Origin of the sequence: Luteimonas rhizosphaericola (assembly GCF_029888045.1) — a bacterium.
GTDB classification, from domain to species: Bacteria; Pseudomonadota; Gammaproteobacteria; order Xanthomonadales; family Xanthomonadaceae; genus Luteimonas; species Luteimonas rhizosphaericola.
Genome location: NZ_JARXRN010000028.1, coordinates 102,367 through 117,347 on the forward strand (window position 1 = coordinate 102,367; position 14,981 = coordinate 117,347).

The window sequence follows — 14,981 nt, forward strand, 5'->3', positions numbered from 1 at the left end:
ACCCTCGCCCGGACCCCTTCGGCCCGCCCGAAGGCGCGTCCTGCGCTCCATTGGCGACCATCATTGCCGCGATCGCGTTGCCTGTCGCGACCGCAGTCGCCGCTCGTCCACGCCGGGGAGAACCTGGGACCGGTCGCAAGCATGTGCTCGCGCGATCGCATGCCTACGACCGCGGAGCGCTATTCCCAGCGCATCCCGTCGAACAGCACGCTGGTGCGCGTCTCGCCGCGCGGGAGCGGCACGCCGACCTGCAACGCCGCCAGCCGGTAGCTGTCGAGGCGGTGGATCTCCGCCACCCGGGCGTCGTCGCCGGTCGCGTCCGCGTCCAGCCAGCCCCAGCGGCGGAACTGGTGCAGGAACCAGCGCCCGTCCGACAGCCACGGAAAGTTCACCTCGCCATCGCCGTGGAAGCGCAGGCGGGCGGAAGCGGGGACGATGTCGGGCGGCAGCAGGCAGTCGCGCAGGCTGTCCGCGGGCAGATCGATCGCGCCGTCGTCGGCCAGCCAACGCGCGGCGCGGGCACGATGGTCGGGGTCCGCGTCCAGCCAGCGGCAGGCCTCGAGCACCGCCGCGGTGAGCGCGGTCGCGACCTCCGGTTCCAGCGCCGCGAACGCGCGCCGGCAGGCGAGCACCTTTTCCGGATGCCCGGGCCAGATCTCGCCGCTGCGGATCACCCGCGCGCCGGCGCCGAGCGCCTCGGCCTGCGCCGCCCAGGGCTCCCCGGCGCAGTAGCCCTGCAGGTCGCCGCGCGCCAACGCGGCGGGCATCTCCGGCGGCGGCAGCGTCAGCGCCTGGACGTCGTGCAGCGGGTCGACCCCCTGCGCCGCCAGCCAGTAGTACAGCCACATCGCGTGGGTACCGGTGGGAAAGGTCTGCGCCAGCTGCGGTCGCCGCGCCGGCACGTCCAGCGCCTCGCGCAGCGTCGCGCCGGCACGCAGCCGCTGCGCCGCCGCCGGCGCGAGCACGATCGCCTGGCCGTTGTGGTTGAGTGCCATCAGCACCGCCATGGGCGCCTGCGGCCCGCCGATGCCGGTATCGATGCCGTAGACCATGCCGGCCAGCGCGTGCGCGGCATCGAGCTCGCCCGACAGCAGCTTGTCGCGCACCGCCGCCCACGAGCCCTGCCGCCGCAGGTCCAGCTGCAGGCCGTGCGCGCGGTCGAACCCCATCCGCGTCGCCACCAGCAGCGGCGCGCAGTCCACCAGCGGCATGAAGCCGATGCGCAGGGGGCGAAGCGGTCCGGCGATGTGCGTCATCCCAGCAGGTCCGCCATCGACAGGATGCGGCGCGCCACGTCCGCCAGCTTGAGGTTCTGCCGCATCGCCTGCTGGCGCAGCGCCGCGTAGGCATCGCGTTCGCTCATGCCGCGTTTCTCCATCAGCAGGCCCTTGGCCTGTTCGATCTGCTTGCGGTCCTGCAGCTGCTGCTGCACGCCTTCGAGCTGCTGGCGCAGCTGCGCTTCCTGTTCGAAGCGCGCCAGCGCCACCTGGATGATCGGCCGCAGCCGTGCCGGCGCCAGTCCGTCGACCACGTAGGCGGCCACACCGGCGCCGACCGCGGCGCGGATCAGCTGCTCGTCGCCGTTGGCCGAGAACATCACCACCGGGCGCGGCGCGTGGCGGTGCAGCATGGCCAGCTGTTCCAGCGCGTCGCGCGAGGGCGAATCGACGTCCAGGATCACCACGTCCGGCCGGTGCGCCTCCACCACCTTGAGCAGGGTGGACACTCCGTCCACGACGTCCAGCACCTCGTGCCCGGCGTCGACCAGCGCCGCCCGCAGCTCGCCGATCGGCTTGGCCGTGTCGCTGATGAGGAGGATGCGGGGCATGCCTGGCGGCGGGCTGGCTGGCGGGATGTGGGGAGTGGCGTTATGTTGCCCTGCAACATAATCGCAGCCGATGCGGTTTGCCAAGGAGGATCGCCGATGCCGCTGTATCCCCTGTTCGCCGACCTCGCCGGGCGCGAGGTGCTGGTCGTCGGCGGCGGCGAGGTGGCGCTGCGCAAGGTCGAGGCGCTGCTGCACGCCGGGGCCCGGGTGCGCCTGCACGCGCACGAGGTGCATCCGGCGTTGGCCGGATGGATCGACGCGGGACGGCTGGAGCGCCTGGCGGGCGACTTCGATCCGGCCTGGATCGACGGCGCCTGGCTGACGGTGGTGGCTACCGACGACGGGGCGTTCAATGCCGCGCTGGCCGCGGAGGCGGGGGCGCGGCACCGCTTCGCCAACGTGGTCGACGATGCCGCGCTGTCGACGTTCCAGGTGCCGGCGGTGATCGATCGCGCGCCGCTGCAGCTGGCGATCTCCTCCGGAGGCGCGGCGCCGATGCTGGCGCGGCGGCTGCGCGAGCGCCTGGAGACCGAACTCGATCCCGCGCTGGGGGCGCTCGCCGGCCTGTTCGCGCGCCACCGCGGCGCGATCCGCACGCGCCTGCCCGAGCTCGGCCACCGGCGACGCTGGTTCGACGCGGTGATCGACGGCCCGGTGTTGGCGCTGTTGCGCGCCGGACGCGAGGCGGACGCGGAGCGCGCGTTCGTGGCGATGCTGGACGACGCCGGGGCGGTCCCCGCCGGGGGGCGCGCCAGCCTGGTCGGCACCGGGCCGGGCGATCCGGGGCAGCTCACGCTCGCCGCCTTGCGGGCGATGAACCTGGCCGACGTGCTGCTGGTGGACGGCGCGGTCGCGGCGCCGGTGCTGGCGCTGGCGCGCAAGGACGCCACCCGCGAGGCCGCGCCCGACGATCCGGCCGCCTGCGCCGCGCGCGTGCGCGAGCACGCCGATGCCGGGCGCCACGTGGTCTGGCTGCGGCCTGGCGACGGGTTCCGCGAGGCGCCCTTCGCACCCATCGCGGCCGCGCTCGGCGACGCGACGTGGCCCTGCGAAGTGCATGCCGGCATCGCCGGGCCGGACGCGGGCCGGAGCGTCGACGCATAGACGCCAGCCCGCGTTGCGGGTCCGGCGCGTTCCATCCGCCCGCGGCTGCATGCGACGCGCGGCAGCTCCAGGACACGTGGCGGGGACGCGGCGGCGAAGCCCGGGCCAGGCCGGAATCGCAGCATGCAGCCAGCGTCGCTTCGCCAGCGGCTGAGGCGTCGCCCGCGCGGCCGTGCGACGCTGCCCCGGCTACTCCGCGGCGACGCTCGCCGACGTGATCAGCGACTGCAGGTCGTCCTCGAGCCGGGCGATGCGTTCGGCCAGCAGCGCGGTTTCCGCCGGGCTGACGTGCACCAGGCCGTCGAGCAGTTCCGACAGCTGGACCAGCCGGTCGCGATGCTGGCGCACGTCCAGGCGGCTGCGGCGACCGCGCAGGTCGCCGACCTCGGTCGCCGGGCCCCCCGCGCGGCGACAGTATTCGCGCAGCACCAGACCCATGCGCGCGGCCGCGCGCAGGTCGGCATCACTCCAGGGTTCGCTGCTGCCGCGCACGGTCTCGTGCCAGGCACCGAAACTCTTGCGCGGTCCGATCCGGGTGCCGTCGTCGTCGAGCACGAACGGTTCGTCCGGGCGGCCGGCCCAGCGCACGTCCTCGATCTGCTCGCAGCGGAAATACAGCAGCCACTCGTCGCGCGCCGGATCGAGCGCCAGCGCCAGCACGCCGGCGATGCCGTCGGCCGCTTCCGGCGACGGACTCCAGTCGTCCGCGCGGTCGGTGCACGCGGGGGCGCCCGGGCCGGACACGCGCGCCAGCCAGCCGAGCAGGTCGGGGATGCGTTCGGCCGGCGGCGTGCGGCCGGCGCTGTGCCAGCGCCCGGACTGCAGCAGGGCCACGCCGTCGGCGCGCAGCGCACGCAGCAGCAGGTCGAGCTCGCTGGCCAGCGCCAGGCGCGGGTCGCTGGCGTGGGCCAGGCGCACCGCGAGGGTGTCGCGGACCCCGCGCGCCTCTTCCTCGGTACGCGCGGCCTCCTGCTGTTCCCGCGCGGCCACGCGCATCGACACGAACAGGCCGAACAGGTCGGCCGCCGCGCGCACGCCCGGCGTGAGGTGGCGCACCCCGCGATGGTGGCAGGCGATCAGGCCCCACAGGCGGCCGCCGGCGACGATCGAGATCGACATCGACGCGGCCACGCCCATGTTCGCCAGGTATTCCAGGTGCACCGGCGAGACGCTGCGCAGCGACAGCTGCCCTAGGTCGAGCGGTTCGCCGCGCACGTTGCGGTCGGGCAGAATCGGCACCGGCGCGTAGCGCGCGTCGGGAATCACGCGGATGCGGTTGTGCAGGTACAGGCGGCGCGCCTGCGGCGGGATGTCGGACGCCGGATAGCGCAAGCCCAGGTAGGGCGGCATCGCCGAGTCGCGCGATTCGGCCACCACCTCGCCCGAGTCGTCGTGCAGGAAGCGGTAGACCATCACCCGGTCGTAGCCGGTGAGCAGGCGCACCTGCTCGGCCACGCGCTGGTGGAAGGTGGCGTCGGCGCCGCCTTGGGCCACGCGCGCGATCATCGCCTGCGCCACCACCGTCGGCGACCGTTCGCCGGCGCCCCGCGCCTGCGGCTCGATCTCGATGTGCACCAGGCCGTCGGCCACGTGCACACCCACTTCGCACAGCGTCGCGAGCGGGCCGATGTTGGCCACGGCGGCGCGCTGCGCCGGCGCGCCGGGTTCGCTGAAATCGACCGCCTCGGCGATGGTCTGGATCACGTCGTCGGTGATGAACTCGCGCAGCGAATGGCGCAGCATGTCTTCCGGCGCCACCGCGGTGAGCGCCTCGATGTTGGCCGAGACGTGGTGGATCGACCAGTCCGGCAGCCGGCAGCTGACGAGATACCCGTGCGGCTGGATCGCACCCGACAGGTGGATCGGCTCGTTGGCGCAGACCTGCAGCGCGCGCTCGAGTTCGGGGGTCATCATCGCGACTCCTTTCCGTGTACGACGGGAATGCGGTCGAAACTGCGCTCGAAGCAGGCGCGCACCAGCGCGAACGCGGCACGCGCGCCGTCCTCGGCCTGGCGCATGTGCAGCGCGTCGCCGACATCCAGCGCTTCGAGCTGGGCCTGCACCCGCTGCCAGTCGTCGCCGGTGGCGTGGCGGTCGAGGAAGTGCGCGCCCAGGTCGCGGTCGAAGCCGAGCCTGCGGGCGTCGCGCAGCAGCGCGCGCGCGCCCATGCTGCTGCCGGCCATCACGTAGCGCCAGCCCAGGCGGGTGGCGTGGCCCGCCGCCTGCCGGCGCTCGCCCTCGGCCGCGAGCGGCAGCAGCGAGAGGGTGGTGAGGTCGCGGGCGAGCCAGGCCGAGTGACGCGGCACGGCGTCGATCGCGCATTCGTAGTCGGCGGCGAAACGGTGCATGCCCAGGAGGTAGCGGCGGTAGGCGTCGACCGAATCCAGCCCCTGCGGGAACAGCCCGTCGACCTGTCCGTGCACTTCGGCGGTGGCGGCGCGCAGACGCGCCCGTGCCCCGCCGATGGAGGGAATGGACGTGGTGCCCGGGGCGTAGGCGGCATTGATGGCGGAAAGGATACCGGCCCGTACGCGGGTTGCCGCCTCGGGCGGTTCAGGAAGATGAGCAAACCGTCTGCATGCCGCGCCATCGCTACAATGGGCGTCTTCACGAACCTGTCCAGTTCACGTGGCCTACCCCGATTACGACTTCGCCAGCCATCGATTCGAGGTCCGTCCCGGGACGCGGATGCACTATCTGGACGAAGGTCCCCGCGAGGGCGAGGTGGTGCTGGCGCTGCACGGCAACCCCTCGTGGAGCTACTACTGGCGCCATCTGGTCCACGGCCTGCGCGACCGCTACCGCGTGATCGTGCCCGACCACATTGGCATGGGGCTGTCGGACAAGCCCGACGATGCCGGCGACGCCCTGCCGCGCTACGACTACACCCTGCAGTCGCGGGTCGACGACGTCGGCGCGCTGCTCGCGCACCTGGGCATCGACGGCCCGCTGAGCCTGGCGGTGCACGACTGGGGCGGCATGATTGGGTTCGGCTGGGCGCTTGCCGCGCCGGAGCGGGTGCGGCGCCTGGTGGTGCTCAACACCGCCGCGTTCCCGATGCCTGCCGGCAAGCCGATGCCGTGGCAGATCGCGCTGGGGCGCGACTACCACGTGGGCGAGCTGGTGATCCGCGGCCTCAACGCCTTCTCCGCGGGCGCCTCGCGCCTGGGCGTGGAGCGGCGGATGCCGCGCGACGTGCGCCGCGCCTACGTGGCGCCCTATGACAGCTGGCGCAACCGCATCGCCACCGTGCGCTTCATGCAGGACATCCCGCTGGGCGAGGGCGACCGCGCCTGGCCGCTGGTGGCAGCCGCCGGTGAGCGCCTCGCCACCTACGCCGACCGGCCCGCCTTCCTCGGCTGGGGCCTGAAGGACTTCGTGTTCGACCGCGACTTCCTGGGCCGCTTCCGCGCCGCGTGGCCGCAGGCCGAGGTGCATGCGTTCGAAGATGCCGGTCACTACGTGCTCGAAGACCGGCACGAGGTGCTGGTGCCGGCGATCCGCGCCTTCCTCGACGCGCACCCGCTGCGGTAGCGGCGGCGCGGGGCCCGCCGCAGCGCCGGCGCGTGGCGCCGACGCGTCCGGCATCGCGGACGGGGAGCGGCTAGGCGGCTACCGGCGGCAGCCGGGGCGTGGGCGGGCTGTTGCCGTTGTCGTCGGGCTGGTCGTCGTTGTCGGCACCGTCGCGCCAGCGCCAGTCGGCCGCGGTCAGCAGCGGCAGGCCATGTGCCAGCCGCGCCTTGTCGCACTGTGCGCTGGGCGAGCCGTACTCCCAGGAAGCGTCCACGTCGCGGCACACCGACGGCCTGCGCGGGTGGATGGTGCAGCGCGAGTACTCGCCGATCCGTGCATCCAGGGCCACGCAGTGGACGGGCGCGCTGTAGGTGCCGCGCATGCACAGCCGATGCGCGTCCAGGCGTTCGGTCATGGCGGCGGGAACGCCGCCCTCGGTGGCCTCGTCCGACTCCATCCAGTGGAACGCCACCCGGTACTGCGTACAGCAGGCGCCGCAGCTCAGGCAGGGGTGGGGCATCGGGGCGGACCGGCGGACTGGGATGCGGATTCTTCCAGCCGTCCGTGGCGCCGCGCAAGCGCTCAGGCGGCGTCGAGCCCCATCTGCCAGAAGCCGGCTTCCAGCCGCGCCGCCTTGGCGAAGATCGCCACCAGCTCGGGGAACCGGGCGGGGCTGCCGTAGCGCCGGTCGAGATCGTCCAGCCAGGCATGCGCGCCGGCCGCCACGGACTGGAAGGCCTCGCCCGCGTACTCGCCGATCCACTCGCGGTAGGGGTGCGCGGCATCGAGCGCCCCGGCCCCTTCGGGCGCGAGCCGGCGCCCGATCTCGGCGTAGCCCAGGGTGCAGGGTGTCAGCGCCACCTGCAGGTCGAGCAGGTCGCCCGACATGCCGATGTCCAGCACCCAGCGGGTATAGGCCACGGTGGCCGCATGCTCCGGCGTGGCTTCCACTTCGGCGGCCGTCAGCCCCCAGCGCTCGCACAGGCGAAGGTGCAGCTGCATCTCCACGTCCACGATCGCGGCCAGCCCCTCCTTGGCCGCGCGCATGTCGGCCAGCGTGCGCGCCTTGCCCGCGGCCAGCGCGTGCGCCCGCGCGAACTGGATCAGGAACAGGTAGTCCTGCACCAGGTACTGGCGGAACGCGGAAGCGGGCAGGGTGCCGTCGCCCAGGCCGCGCACGAAGGCGTGGTCGACGTAGCCGGTCCAGTCGTCGCGGGCGGCGGCCTTGAGCCGTTCGAGCAGGGACATCAGCTGTCCCCTTCCGCATACACGGCATCGAAGAACGCCAGCTCCAGCGCCACCGCGCGTTCGAAGAAGCCGCGCGCCAGCACTTCTTCGGATGGGCCGACGCGGTCGAGCTCCTCGCGCAGGAAGGCGACGAACTCGCGGAAGAACGGGTTGTCGTGCAGGGTGATCCACTCGGCGTGCACGAAGTTGTCCGGCAGCGGCCGTGGCGCGCGCCCGGCCCAGTCCAGGTACAGCCCTTCGGCCACGTTGAGCACGGCCAGCACCGCCGCGTACGAGCGCGTCGCCGCCGCCTCGCGCATCAGGGCCTTGAAGCCGGCGGTGGGCGCGGCGTCGGGCGCCGCCGCCTGGGTGGCTTCGTCGATGCCGAGGGCTGCGAACGCGCGCAGGAAGTAGTCGTTCTCCTCGCTGCAGACCATGCCCAGGAAGCGGCCCAGCCGCAGCCGCGCCGCGAAGCTGTCGGCGCTGGCGACGGCGGCGCCGACCAGGGTCACGAAGGCGTCGATGAAGCGGTGGTCCTGCACCAGGTAGCGCGCCATGTCCGCATCGGCGATCCGGCCGCTGCAGAGCTCCTGCACGAACCGGTGCCGCACCGCGCGCGACCAGGCCGGCTCGCTGCCGGCACGCAGGCGTTCGCTGAAACGTGGGTCCATCTGTCCTCCAGGCCGGGGGCGGGCGCGCGGCGGGCGATTGTCGGCCACCGCAACGGCGGCGTCCATGCGCGCGACCCCGCGGAGGGTCGGCGATAATCCGGCGATGATCGCTCCCTGCAACATCGCCGCGGCGTTGCCGCGCCTGGCAGCCGAAGCGCCTTCGCGCGTGGCCATCCGCTGCCCGGGCCCGCGCGGCGACTATGCCGTTCGGCTCACCTACGGCGAACTGGATGCGCGCAGCGACGCGATCGCCGCGGGCCTGGCGCGGCGCGGGATTGCGCGCGGGACGCGCACGGTGCTCATGGTGCGGCCCACGCCGGAGTTCTTCCTGCTGATGTTCGCCCTGTTCAAGGCCGGCGCGGTACCGGTGCTGGTGGATCCCGGCATCGACCGGCGCGCGCTGCGCCAGTGCCTGGACGAGGCGCAGCCCGAGGCGTTCATCGGCATCCCGCTGGCGCAGCTGGCGCGCGTGGTGCTGGGCTGGGCGCGTTCGGCGCGGATGCGCATCACCACCGGGACACGCGCGTGGCTGGCCGATGCGACGCTGGCGGCTGTCGAGCGGGAAGGCGCGGGCGCCGGACCGCAACTGAGCGACACCCGGCCCGACGACCTCGCCGCGATCCTGTTCACCAGCGGCTCGACCGGCGTGCCCAAGGGCGTGGTCTACCGCCACCGCCACTTCGTCGCGCAGATCGACCTGCTGCGGGCGGCGTTCGGCATCGAGGCCGGCGGCATCGACTTCCCCACGTTCCCGCCGTTCGCGCTGTTCGATCCCGCGCTGGGGCTGACCTCGATCATTCCGGACATGGATCCCACGCGCCCGGCCGATGCCGATCCGGCGAAGCTGCACGCGGCGATCGCGCGCTTCGGCGTCGACCAGCTGTTCGGCTCGCCGGCGTTGATGCGGGTGCTGGCCGACCACGGCGCGCGTTTGCCGACGGTGCGGCGCGTGACCTCGGCCGGCGCGCCGGTGCCGCCCGCGGTGGTGGCGCGGATGCTGGAACTGCTGCCCGCCGATGCGCGCTTCTGGACCCCGTACGGCGCCACCGAGTGCCTGCCGGTGGCGGTGGTCGAGGGCCGCGAGCTGCTGGCGCTGCGCGAGCGCACCGAGCAGGGCGCCGGCACCTGTGTCGGCCGCGCGGTGGCACCGAACGAGGTGCGCATCATCCGCATCGACGACGCGGCGATCGAGGACTGGTCGGATGTGCTGCTGGTCGCGCCCGGTGAGGTGGGCGAGATCACCGTGGCCGGGCCAACCGCCACCGACAGCTATTTCAACCGCGAGGCGCAGACCCGGCTGGCGAAGATCCGCGAGTGCCTTGCCGATGGCCGCGAGCGCATCGTGCACCGCATGGGCGATGTGGGATATTTCGACCAGGACGGACGCCTCTGGTTCTGCGGACGCAAATCGCATCGCGTCGAAACAGTCGACGGCCCGCTGTACACCGAGCAGGTCGAACCGGTGTTCAACGTGCACCCCGACGTGCGGCGGACCGCGCTGGTGGGCATCGGCGCGCCCGGCGCGCAGCAGCCTGTGCTGTGCGTCGAAACCATGCCGGGCACCGCGCGCCGCGAGCGCGGGCGCATCGCCCGCGAGCTGCGCTCGATCGGCGCGCGACTGCCGCACACCGCGCGCATCGAACGGATCGCGTTCCATCCCGGTTTTCCCGTCGACATCCGCCACAACGCCAAGATCGGCCGCGAGACGCTCGCGCGCTGGGTCGCGGCCAGGAGGCCTGCATGAAGATCCTCGTCACCGGCGGCGGTGGCTTCCTCGGGCAGGCGCTGTGCCGCAGCCTGGTCGAGCGCGGCCACGAGGTGTCCAGCTTCAATCGCGGCCACTATCCGGCGCTCGATGCGCTGGGCGTGCGCCAGCTGCGCGGCGACCTGGCCGATGCCGGGGCCGTGCGCACCGCCTTGGAGGACGCGGAGGCGGTGTTCCACAATGCCGCGAAGGCCGGCGCCTGGGGCAGCTACGAGAGCTACCACCAGGCGAACGTGGTCGGTACGCGCAACGTGCTGGCGGCCTGCGTCGCGCATCGCATCGGGCGGCTGGTCTACACGTCCACGCCCAGCGTGACCCATCGCAAGACCCATCCGGTGGCAGGCGGCACGGCCGACGAGGTGCCCTACGGCGAAGGCTTCAAGGCGCCCTATGCCACCACCAAGCAGATCGCCGAGCGCGAGGTGCTGGCCGCGAACGGGACCGCGCTGGCGGACGGCTCCCGGCTGGCCACCATCGCCCTGCGCCCGCGGCTGATCTGGGGGCCGGGCGACCAGCAGATCCTGCCGCGTCTGGTCGAACGCGCGAAGGCCGGACGGCTGCGCTTCGTGGGCGGCGGCGACAACCTGATCGACACCACCTACATCGACAACGCCGCACAGGCGCATTTCGACGCGTTCGACCATCTGGTCCCGGACGCCGCCTGCGCGGGCCGCGCGTATTTCATCAGCAACGGCGAGCCGATGCCGACGCGCGACATCGTCAACGCGCTGCTGGCCGCGGCGGGTGCGCCGCAGGTGCGCGGCAGCATTCCGTTCGGACTGGCCTACGCGATCGGCGCGGCGTGTGAGACGCTGTGGCCGCTGCTGCGGCTGCGCGGCGAGCCGCCGATGACGCGCTTCCTGGCCGAACAGCTGAGCACGACGCACTGGTACTCGATGGCCCCGGCGACGCGCGACTTCGGCTACGTGCCGCGGGTGTCCATTGCCGAAGGACTGCGGCGCCTGCGGGACTCGCTGCAGCGGGACTGAGCCCGGCCTTCGGTGCGCCGCGTCCGTTGCGCGCGACGGCGCCTGCCTCCGTCGTCGCAGCCGGCGGTCCGGCGAGCGCGTGATGGCGCTGGCGACGCGAGCGCCCGGAGCGGCCTCGCGCCTCTTCACAGGTCGACGCGGGCGTCAGCTGCGGTGGCGGGCGCGCGTCCGCTGGTGACCAGTGCGTAGGCGCGACCGGATCGCCGGCTCTGGTGCCGTCTGCAGCCCCGCCGCGGCGGACGTCGACATCCCGGGTCGCGGGTCGCTCGCCAATGGCCGCCGCTTTTCACGACCCGATCACCCCGCGCTCACCCGGCCGCGACCCGGGCCCGCGTAGCGTTCCCCTGCGCCCCCAATCCCTCGCGGCCCCATGGCCGCCGCCCAGGAGACGTTCCATGCTCAGATACGCCGTCATCTTCTTCGTCATCGCGCTCATCGCCGCCGTCCTCGGTTTCAGCGGCGTCGCCGGTGCGGCCACCAACATCGCCTGGATCCTGTTCGTGGTGTTCGTGATCCTGGCGATCGTGTCGCTGCTGCGCGGCAAGCGCGTCTAGCGCGCCGCGCGCATCGCGCGAACCGCACCAGGGCCCGCCGATCGGCGGGCCCTTTTTCATGCCAGCCTCTCGCCCGCGCGGCACCCGGGGCTGCCGCTACAATGCCGCATGGCCATCTTCCCGCCCTCGCCATTCGATGCGATCAAGCCGATCGCCGGCCGCGCGCTGGAGGCGGCGCTCAACCGCGCGCTCGCGCTGGATCCCGACACCCGCGACGCGCTGGGCCGGCTCGACGGCCGACGCATCACGCTGACCGTGACCTCGCCCCCGCTGGCCCTGTCGCTGCAGGTGTCGGGCGACCGGCTCGTGGTCGGGCCGGCCGATGCCGGCGCCGAACCCGACCTCGCGGTCAGCACCACCCTCGCCGGCATGCTCGGGCAGCTGCCGTTCCTGCGCCGGGACGACGTCGCGCCGGTCGGCCGGGTGCGGGTGTCGGGCGACGCCGAACTCGCGCGCCAGCTGCAGCGGCTGGCCGAGCGCTTCGATCCGGACTGGCAGCAGCCGTTCGTGTCGGTGTTCGGAGAGGTGGTCGGCGTGCAGCTGGCCAACGCCTTCGCCGGCGCGCTGGGACAGGCGCGCACGCTCGGTCGCAACCTGGCGCAGAGCGCGGCCGAGTACGTGACCGAGGAATCGCGCGACGTGGTCGCGCGCGCCGAGCTCGATGCCTTCCTCGACGACGTCGACGTACTGCGCGAGGATGTCGACCGCATCGCCGCGCGCGTCGCGCGCCTGGGCGGTCGGTCCGGGGCTGCGGCTTGAGCAGCGTGCGTCGCGCCGCGCGCATCGGCCGCGTGCTGCTGCGCTATCGCCTGGACGACCTGCTCGACCAGACGCCCGCCGAGCGCTGGCTGAAGCTGATGCGGCCATTCGTACCGCGTGCGCAGGCGGCGATCGCGGCCCAGCCACGCGGCGCGCGACTGCGGCTGGCGCTGCAGGAACTCGGTCCGATCTTCGTCAAGTTCGGCCAGATCCTCTCCACCCGTCGCGACCTGCTGCCGCCCGACCTGGTCGACGAGCTCGCATTGCTGCAGGACCAGGTGGCTCCGTTCGACGGCGACGCCGCGCGCGCGATCGTCGAATCCGAACTCGGCGCGCCGGTGGCCACGCTGTACGCCGCGTTCGAGACCGTGCCGCTGGCCTCGGCCTCGATCGCGCAGGTGCATGCCGCCACCCTGCATGCGGTCGACGCCGCGGCGCCGCGCGAAGTGGTGGTGAAGGTGCTGCGGCCTTCGATCGAGAAACAGATCGCCGGCGACATCTCGCTGCTGCGCAGCCTCGCCGCGCTGGTCGACCGCACCCATCCCAACGCCGACAAGATCCGCCCGCGCGAGATCGTGGCCGAGATCGAGAACACGCTGGCGGCCGAACTCGACCTGCAGCGCGAAGGCGCCAACGCCTCGGTGCTGCGGCGAAACTGGCTCGATTCGGCCGACCTCTACGTGCCCGAGCCGATCTGGACCCACACCGCGCAGCGCGTGCTCACGCTCGAGCGCGTGCGCGGCATCAACAGCGACGACATCGCCGCGCTCGACGCCGCGGGCATCGACCGCAGCGCCCTGGCCGCCAAGGGCGTGCGCGTGTTCTACACCCAGGTGTTCCGCGACAACTTCTTCCACGCCGACGCGCATGCCGGCAACATCTGGGTCGACCCGGAACGGCGCGAGAACCCGCGCTTCATCGCCCTGGATTTCGGGATCATGGGCCAGCTCTCCAGCGAGGACCAGTACTACCTCGCCGAGAACTTCATGGCGATCTTCAACAAGGATTACCGGCGGGTGGCCGAACTGCACGTGCAGGCCGGCTGGATGCCCGCGACCATCCGCATCGACGAGCTCGAGGCCGCGGCGCGCGCGGTGTGCGAGCCGTATTTCACCCGGCCGCTGTCGGAGATCTCGCTGGGCGAGGTGCTGGGCAAGCTGTTCCGCACCGCGCAGCGCTACGAGCTGACCCTGCAGCCGCAGCTGATCCTGATGCAGAAGACGCTGCTCACCATCGAGGGCATCGGCCGCCTGCTCGATCCGAAGATCGACATCTGGGCGGTCGCGCGGCCGGTGCTCGAACGCATCCTGGTCGAGCGCTACAGTCCGCAGCGGCTGGCGGCCGAGTTCCGCAAGCGCATGCCCGAGATGGTCACCCGCGCGCCGGAGATGCCGCGCCTGCTGCACGCCTGGCTGCAGCAGCAGGTCGAGGGCCGGCACGAACTGCGCATGCGCTCGCGCGACATCGTCGAGATCACGCAGACGCTCAAGGCCATGCAGCGCCGGATCGTCGCCGCGATCCTCGGCGTGGGGCTGCTGATCGCCGCCGCGGTGCTGTACGCGCTCGAGGCCGGCGGGCCTGCGCTGGTCGGCGTGCCCCTGTCCTCCTGGGTCGCCGGCATCGGCGGCCTGTGGGCGATCCTCGCCGCGCTGCCGAGGCGCGGCTAGCGTTCCGACCCACCGGCGCGCGCTCCGCCGCCGCGCGCCGCCCCGGGAAAAGCGCTCGCGCTCCCCAGCCGGTGTCGATGCGCCCGCTCGCGTGCGCACCGCTCGCCCCGCTCCCGACCTATCCGGTCACATCGGTCGCCGCCGCCCGTCAAAGGTCCGGGTGGCGCCGGAAACTGGCATCATGGATGTCCCGGCCTGCGCTGCCCATGCACGCGGTGCCGGCGGAAGGGACGCCGTGCGGCACCATCGCATCGGCACGAGAGGGATCGGGGACGTGACGCTATTTCTGACCACCAGCCTGGGCTATCCCACGCTTGCCTGGAGCATCGTGCTCGGCGGGCTCGCGCTGTTCTGGCTGGTGGCGGCGATCGGCATGGTGGGGCTGGACGCACTCGACATCGACCTCGGCGACGGGGACGCGGGCGGCATGCTGTCGCGGCTCGGCCTCGATGGCCTGCCCACGCTGATGGTCCTGGGCGTGCTGGCGTTCTTCGCCTGGGCGCTGACCTACTTCACCCACCTGTTCGCGCTGTCGGCACTGCCCGACCTGCTGCGCTACGGCATCGGCACGCTGGTGCTCCTGTTCTCTCCGGTTCCGGCGATCCTGCTCACCGCAATGGTGCTGCGCCCGCTGCGGCGTTTCGTGCTGCGGATGCAGCCCAGGCCGCAGGCATCGATCGCCGGCCGGGTCGCGGTCGTCCGGACGCCGACCGTGGATGCGCACCAGGGCATGGCCGATCTCGACGACGGCGGCGCGGGCCTGGTGCTTCAGGTGCGAAGCGCGGGCCCGCATCCGATCGGACGCGGCGACCGCGTGGTGCTGGTCGAGCACGACGCGCAAGCGAACACCTGGCGCGTGATGCCCGAGCGCGACCTCCCCCTTCCCTGACCGCAACCCCACACG

15 protein-coding genes are annotated in these 14,981 nt (G+C 73.0%); 8 read left to right on the forward strand and 7 right to left on the reverse strand.

What is annotated here, in order from left to right:
* Nucleotides 1-179: 179 nt before the first annotated feature.
* A complete protein-coding gene (locus QFW80_RS13035; protein WP_280602408.1) occupies nucleotides 180-1,256 on the reverse strand; it encodes a CmpA/NrtA family ABC transporter substrate-binding protein in 1,077 nt (358 codons plus the stop codon).
* Entirely contained in the window at nucleotides 1,253-1,828 is a 576-nt protein-coding gene (locus QFW80_RS13040; protein WP_280602409.1) for an ANTAR domain-containing response regulator, read from the reverse strand. Before QFW80_RS13040 ends, QFW80_RS13035 begins: the two co-directional genes overlap by 4 nt.
* Before the next feature lie 96 nt (nucleotides 1,829-1,924).
* Here QFW80_RS13040 and QFW80_RS13045 point away from each other — a divergent pair, with 96 nt between their 5' ends.
* Nucleotides 1,925-2,932 (forward strand): siroheme synthase, encoded by a 1,008-nt coding sequence (locus QFW80_RS13045; protein ID WP_280602410.1) that lies wholly within the window; start codon nucleotides 1,925-1,927, stop codon nucleotides 2,930-2,932.
* 189 nt (nucleotides 2,933-3,121) lie between these two features.
* On the opposite strand, the gene QFW80_RS13050 is transcribed toward QFW80_RS13045, so the two are convergent.
* Entirely contained in the window at nucleotides 3,122-4,843 is a 1,722-nt protein-coding gene (locus QFW80_RS13050; RefSeq protein ID WP_280602411.1) for a GAF domain-containing protein, read from the reverse strand.
* The gene (locus QFW80_RS13055; protein ID WP_280602412.1) at nucleotides 4,843-5,355 is read right to left on the reverse strand and encodes a biliverdin-producing heme oxygenase; all 513 of its coding nucleotides are present in this window, start codon (nucleotides 5,353-5,355) and stop codon (nucleotides 4,843-4,845) included. The genes QFW80_RS13050 and QFW80_RS13055 overlap by 1 nt, the downstream gene beginning before the upstream one ends.
* A gap of 205 nt (nucleotides 5,356-5,560) precedes the next feature.
* On the opposite strand from QFW80_RS13055, the gene QFW80_RS13060 reads away from it, so the two are divergent.
* Nucleotides 5,561-6,466, forward strand: a complete 906-nt coding sequence (locus QFW80_RS13060; protein WP_425603580.1) for an alpha/beta fold hydrolase — start codon at nucleotides 5,561-5,563, stop codon at nucleotides 6,464-6,466.
* Between the two features lie 70 nt (nucleotides 6,467-6,536).
* Here the strand turns inward: QFW80_RS13060 and QFW80_RS13065 are convergent, their stop codons facing one another.
* From QFW80_RS13065 to QFW80_RS13075, 3 genes are all read right to left on the reverse strand, one after another.
* Nucleotides 6,537-6,965, reverse strand: a complete 429-nt coding sequence (locus QFW80_RS13065) for a YkgJ family cysteine cluster protein (protein WP_280602413.1) — start codon at nucleotides 6,963-6,965, stop codon at nucleotides 6,537-6,539.
* Between the two features lie 62 nt (nucleotides 6,966-7,027).
* A complete protein-coding gene (gene tenA / locus QFW80_RS13070) occupies nucleotides 7,028-7,693 on the reverse strand; it encodes a thiaminase II (protein ID WP_280602414.1) in 666 nt (221 codons plus the stop codon).
* Nucleotides 7,693-8,343 carry a TenA family protein gene (locus QFW80_RS13075; RefSeq protein ID WP_280602415.1) on the reverse strand — a complete coding sequence of 217 codons (651 nt, stop codon included), beginning with the start codon at nucleotides 8,341-8,343 and terminating at the stop codon, nucleotides 7,693-7,695. Before QFW80_RS13075 ends, tenA begins: the two co-directional genes overlap by 1 nt.
* Before the next feature lie 103 nt (nucleotides 8,344-8,446).
* Between QFW80_RS13075 and oleC the strand changes: the two genes are divergently transcribed.
* The 6 genes from oleC (at nucleotide 8,447) to QFW80_RS13105 (ending at nucleotide 14,966) form a co-directional block, all read left to right on the forward strand.
* Nucleotides 8,447-10,087: an olefin beta-lactone synthetase gene (oleC, locus tag QFW80_RS13080; protein ID WP_280602416.1), complete on the forward strand. Its 1,641-nt coding sequence runs from the start codon at nucleotides 8,447-8,449 to the stop codon at nucleotides 10,085-10,087.
* Nucleotides 10,084-11,097: a 2-alkyl-3-oxoalkanoate reductase gene (oleD, locus tag QFW80_RS13085; RefSeq protein WP_280602417.1), complete on the forward strand. Its 1,014-nt coding sequence runs from the start codon at nucleotides 10,084-10,086 to the stop codon at nucleotides 11,095-11,097. Before oleC ends, oleD begins: the two co-directional genes overlap by 4 nt.
* A 395-nt stretch (nucleotides 11,098-11,492) precedes the next feature.
* A complete protein-coding gene (locus QFW80_RS13090) occupies nucleotides 11,493-11,651 on the forward strand; it encodes a DUF1328 domain-containing protein (protein ID WP_149102795.1) in 159 nt (52 codons plus the stop codon).
* Nucleotides 11,652-11,759: 108 nt separating this feature from the next.
* Nucleotides 11,760-12,410, forward strand: a complete 651-nt coding sequence (locus tag QFW80_RS13095; RefSeq protein WP_280602418.1) for a ubiquinone biosynthesis accessory factor UbiJ — start codon at nucleotides 11,760-11,762, stop codon at nucleotides 12,408-12,410.
* On the forward strand, nucleotides 12,407-14,077 hold the full coding sequence (gene ubiB / locus QFW80_RS13100) for a ubiquinone biosynthesis regulatory protein kinase UbiB (protein ID WP_280602419.1): 1,671 nt from the start codon (nucleotides 12,407-12,409) through the stop codon (nucleotides 14,075-14,077). The genes QFW80_RS13095 and ubiB overlap by 4 nt, the downstream gene beginning before the upstream one ends.
* A 274-nt stretch (nucleotides 14,078-14,351) precedes the next feature.
* Nucleotides 14,352-14,966, forward strand: coding sequence for a hypothetical protein (locus QFW80_RS13105; RefSeq protein ID WP_280602420.1), 615 nt, complete (start codon nucleotides 14,352-14,354; stop codon nucleotides 14,964-14,966).
* Nucleotides 14,967-14,981: the final 15 nt, after the last annotated feature.

Bases quoted from the DNA above. Each gene is read 5' to 3' on its own strand.
- QFW80_RS13045 (WP_280602410.1), top strand. From the start codon at position 1,925: ATGCCGCTGTATCCCCTGTTCGCCGACCTCGCCGGGCGCGAGGTGCTG.
- oleC (WP_280602416.1), top strand. From the start codon at position 8,447: ATGATCGCTCCCTGCAACATCGCCGCGGCGTTGCCGCGCCTGGCAGCC.
- QFW80_RS13095 (WP_280602418.1), top strand. From the start codon at position 11,760: ATGGCCATCTTCCCGCCCTCGCCATTCGATGCGATCAAGCCGATCGCC.
- tenA (WP_280602414.1), bottom strand. From the start codon at position 7,693: ATGTCCCTGCTCGAACGGCTCAAGGCCGCCGCCCGCGACGACTGGACC.
- oleD (WP_280602417.1), top strand. From the start codon at position 10,084: ATGAAGATCCTCGTCACCGGCGGCGGTGGCTTCCTCGGGCAGGCGCTG.
- QFW80_RS13090 (WP_149102795.1), top strand. From the start codon at position 11,493: ATGCTCAGATACGCCGTCATCTTCTTCGTCATCGCGCTCATCGCCGCC.
- QFW80_RS13040 (WP_280602409.1), bottom strand. From the start codon at position 1,828: ATGCCCCGCATCCTCCTCATCAGCGACACGGCCAAGCCGATCGGCGAG.
- QFW80_RS13075 (WP_280602415.1), bottom strand. From the start codon at position 8,343: ATGGACCCACGTTTCAGCGAACGCCTGCGTGCCGGCAGCGAGCCGGCC.
- QFW80_RS13035 (WP_280602408.1), bottom strand. From the start codon at position 1,256: ATGACGCACATCGCCGGACCGCTTCGCCCCCTGCGCATCGGCTTCATG.
- QFW80_RS13050 (WP_280602411.1), bottom strand. From the start codon at position 4,843: ATGACCCCCGAACTCGAGCGCGCGCTGCAGGTCTGCGCCAACGAGCCG.
- QFW80_RS13065 (WP_280602413.1), bottom strand. From the start codon at position 6,965: ATGCCCCACCCCTGCCTGAGCTGCGGCGCCTGCTGTACGCAGTACCGG.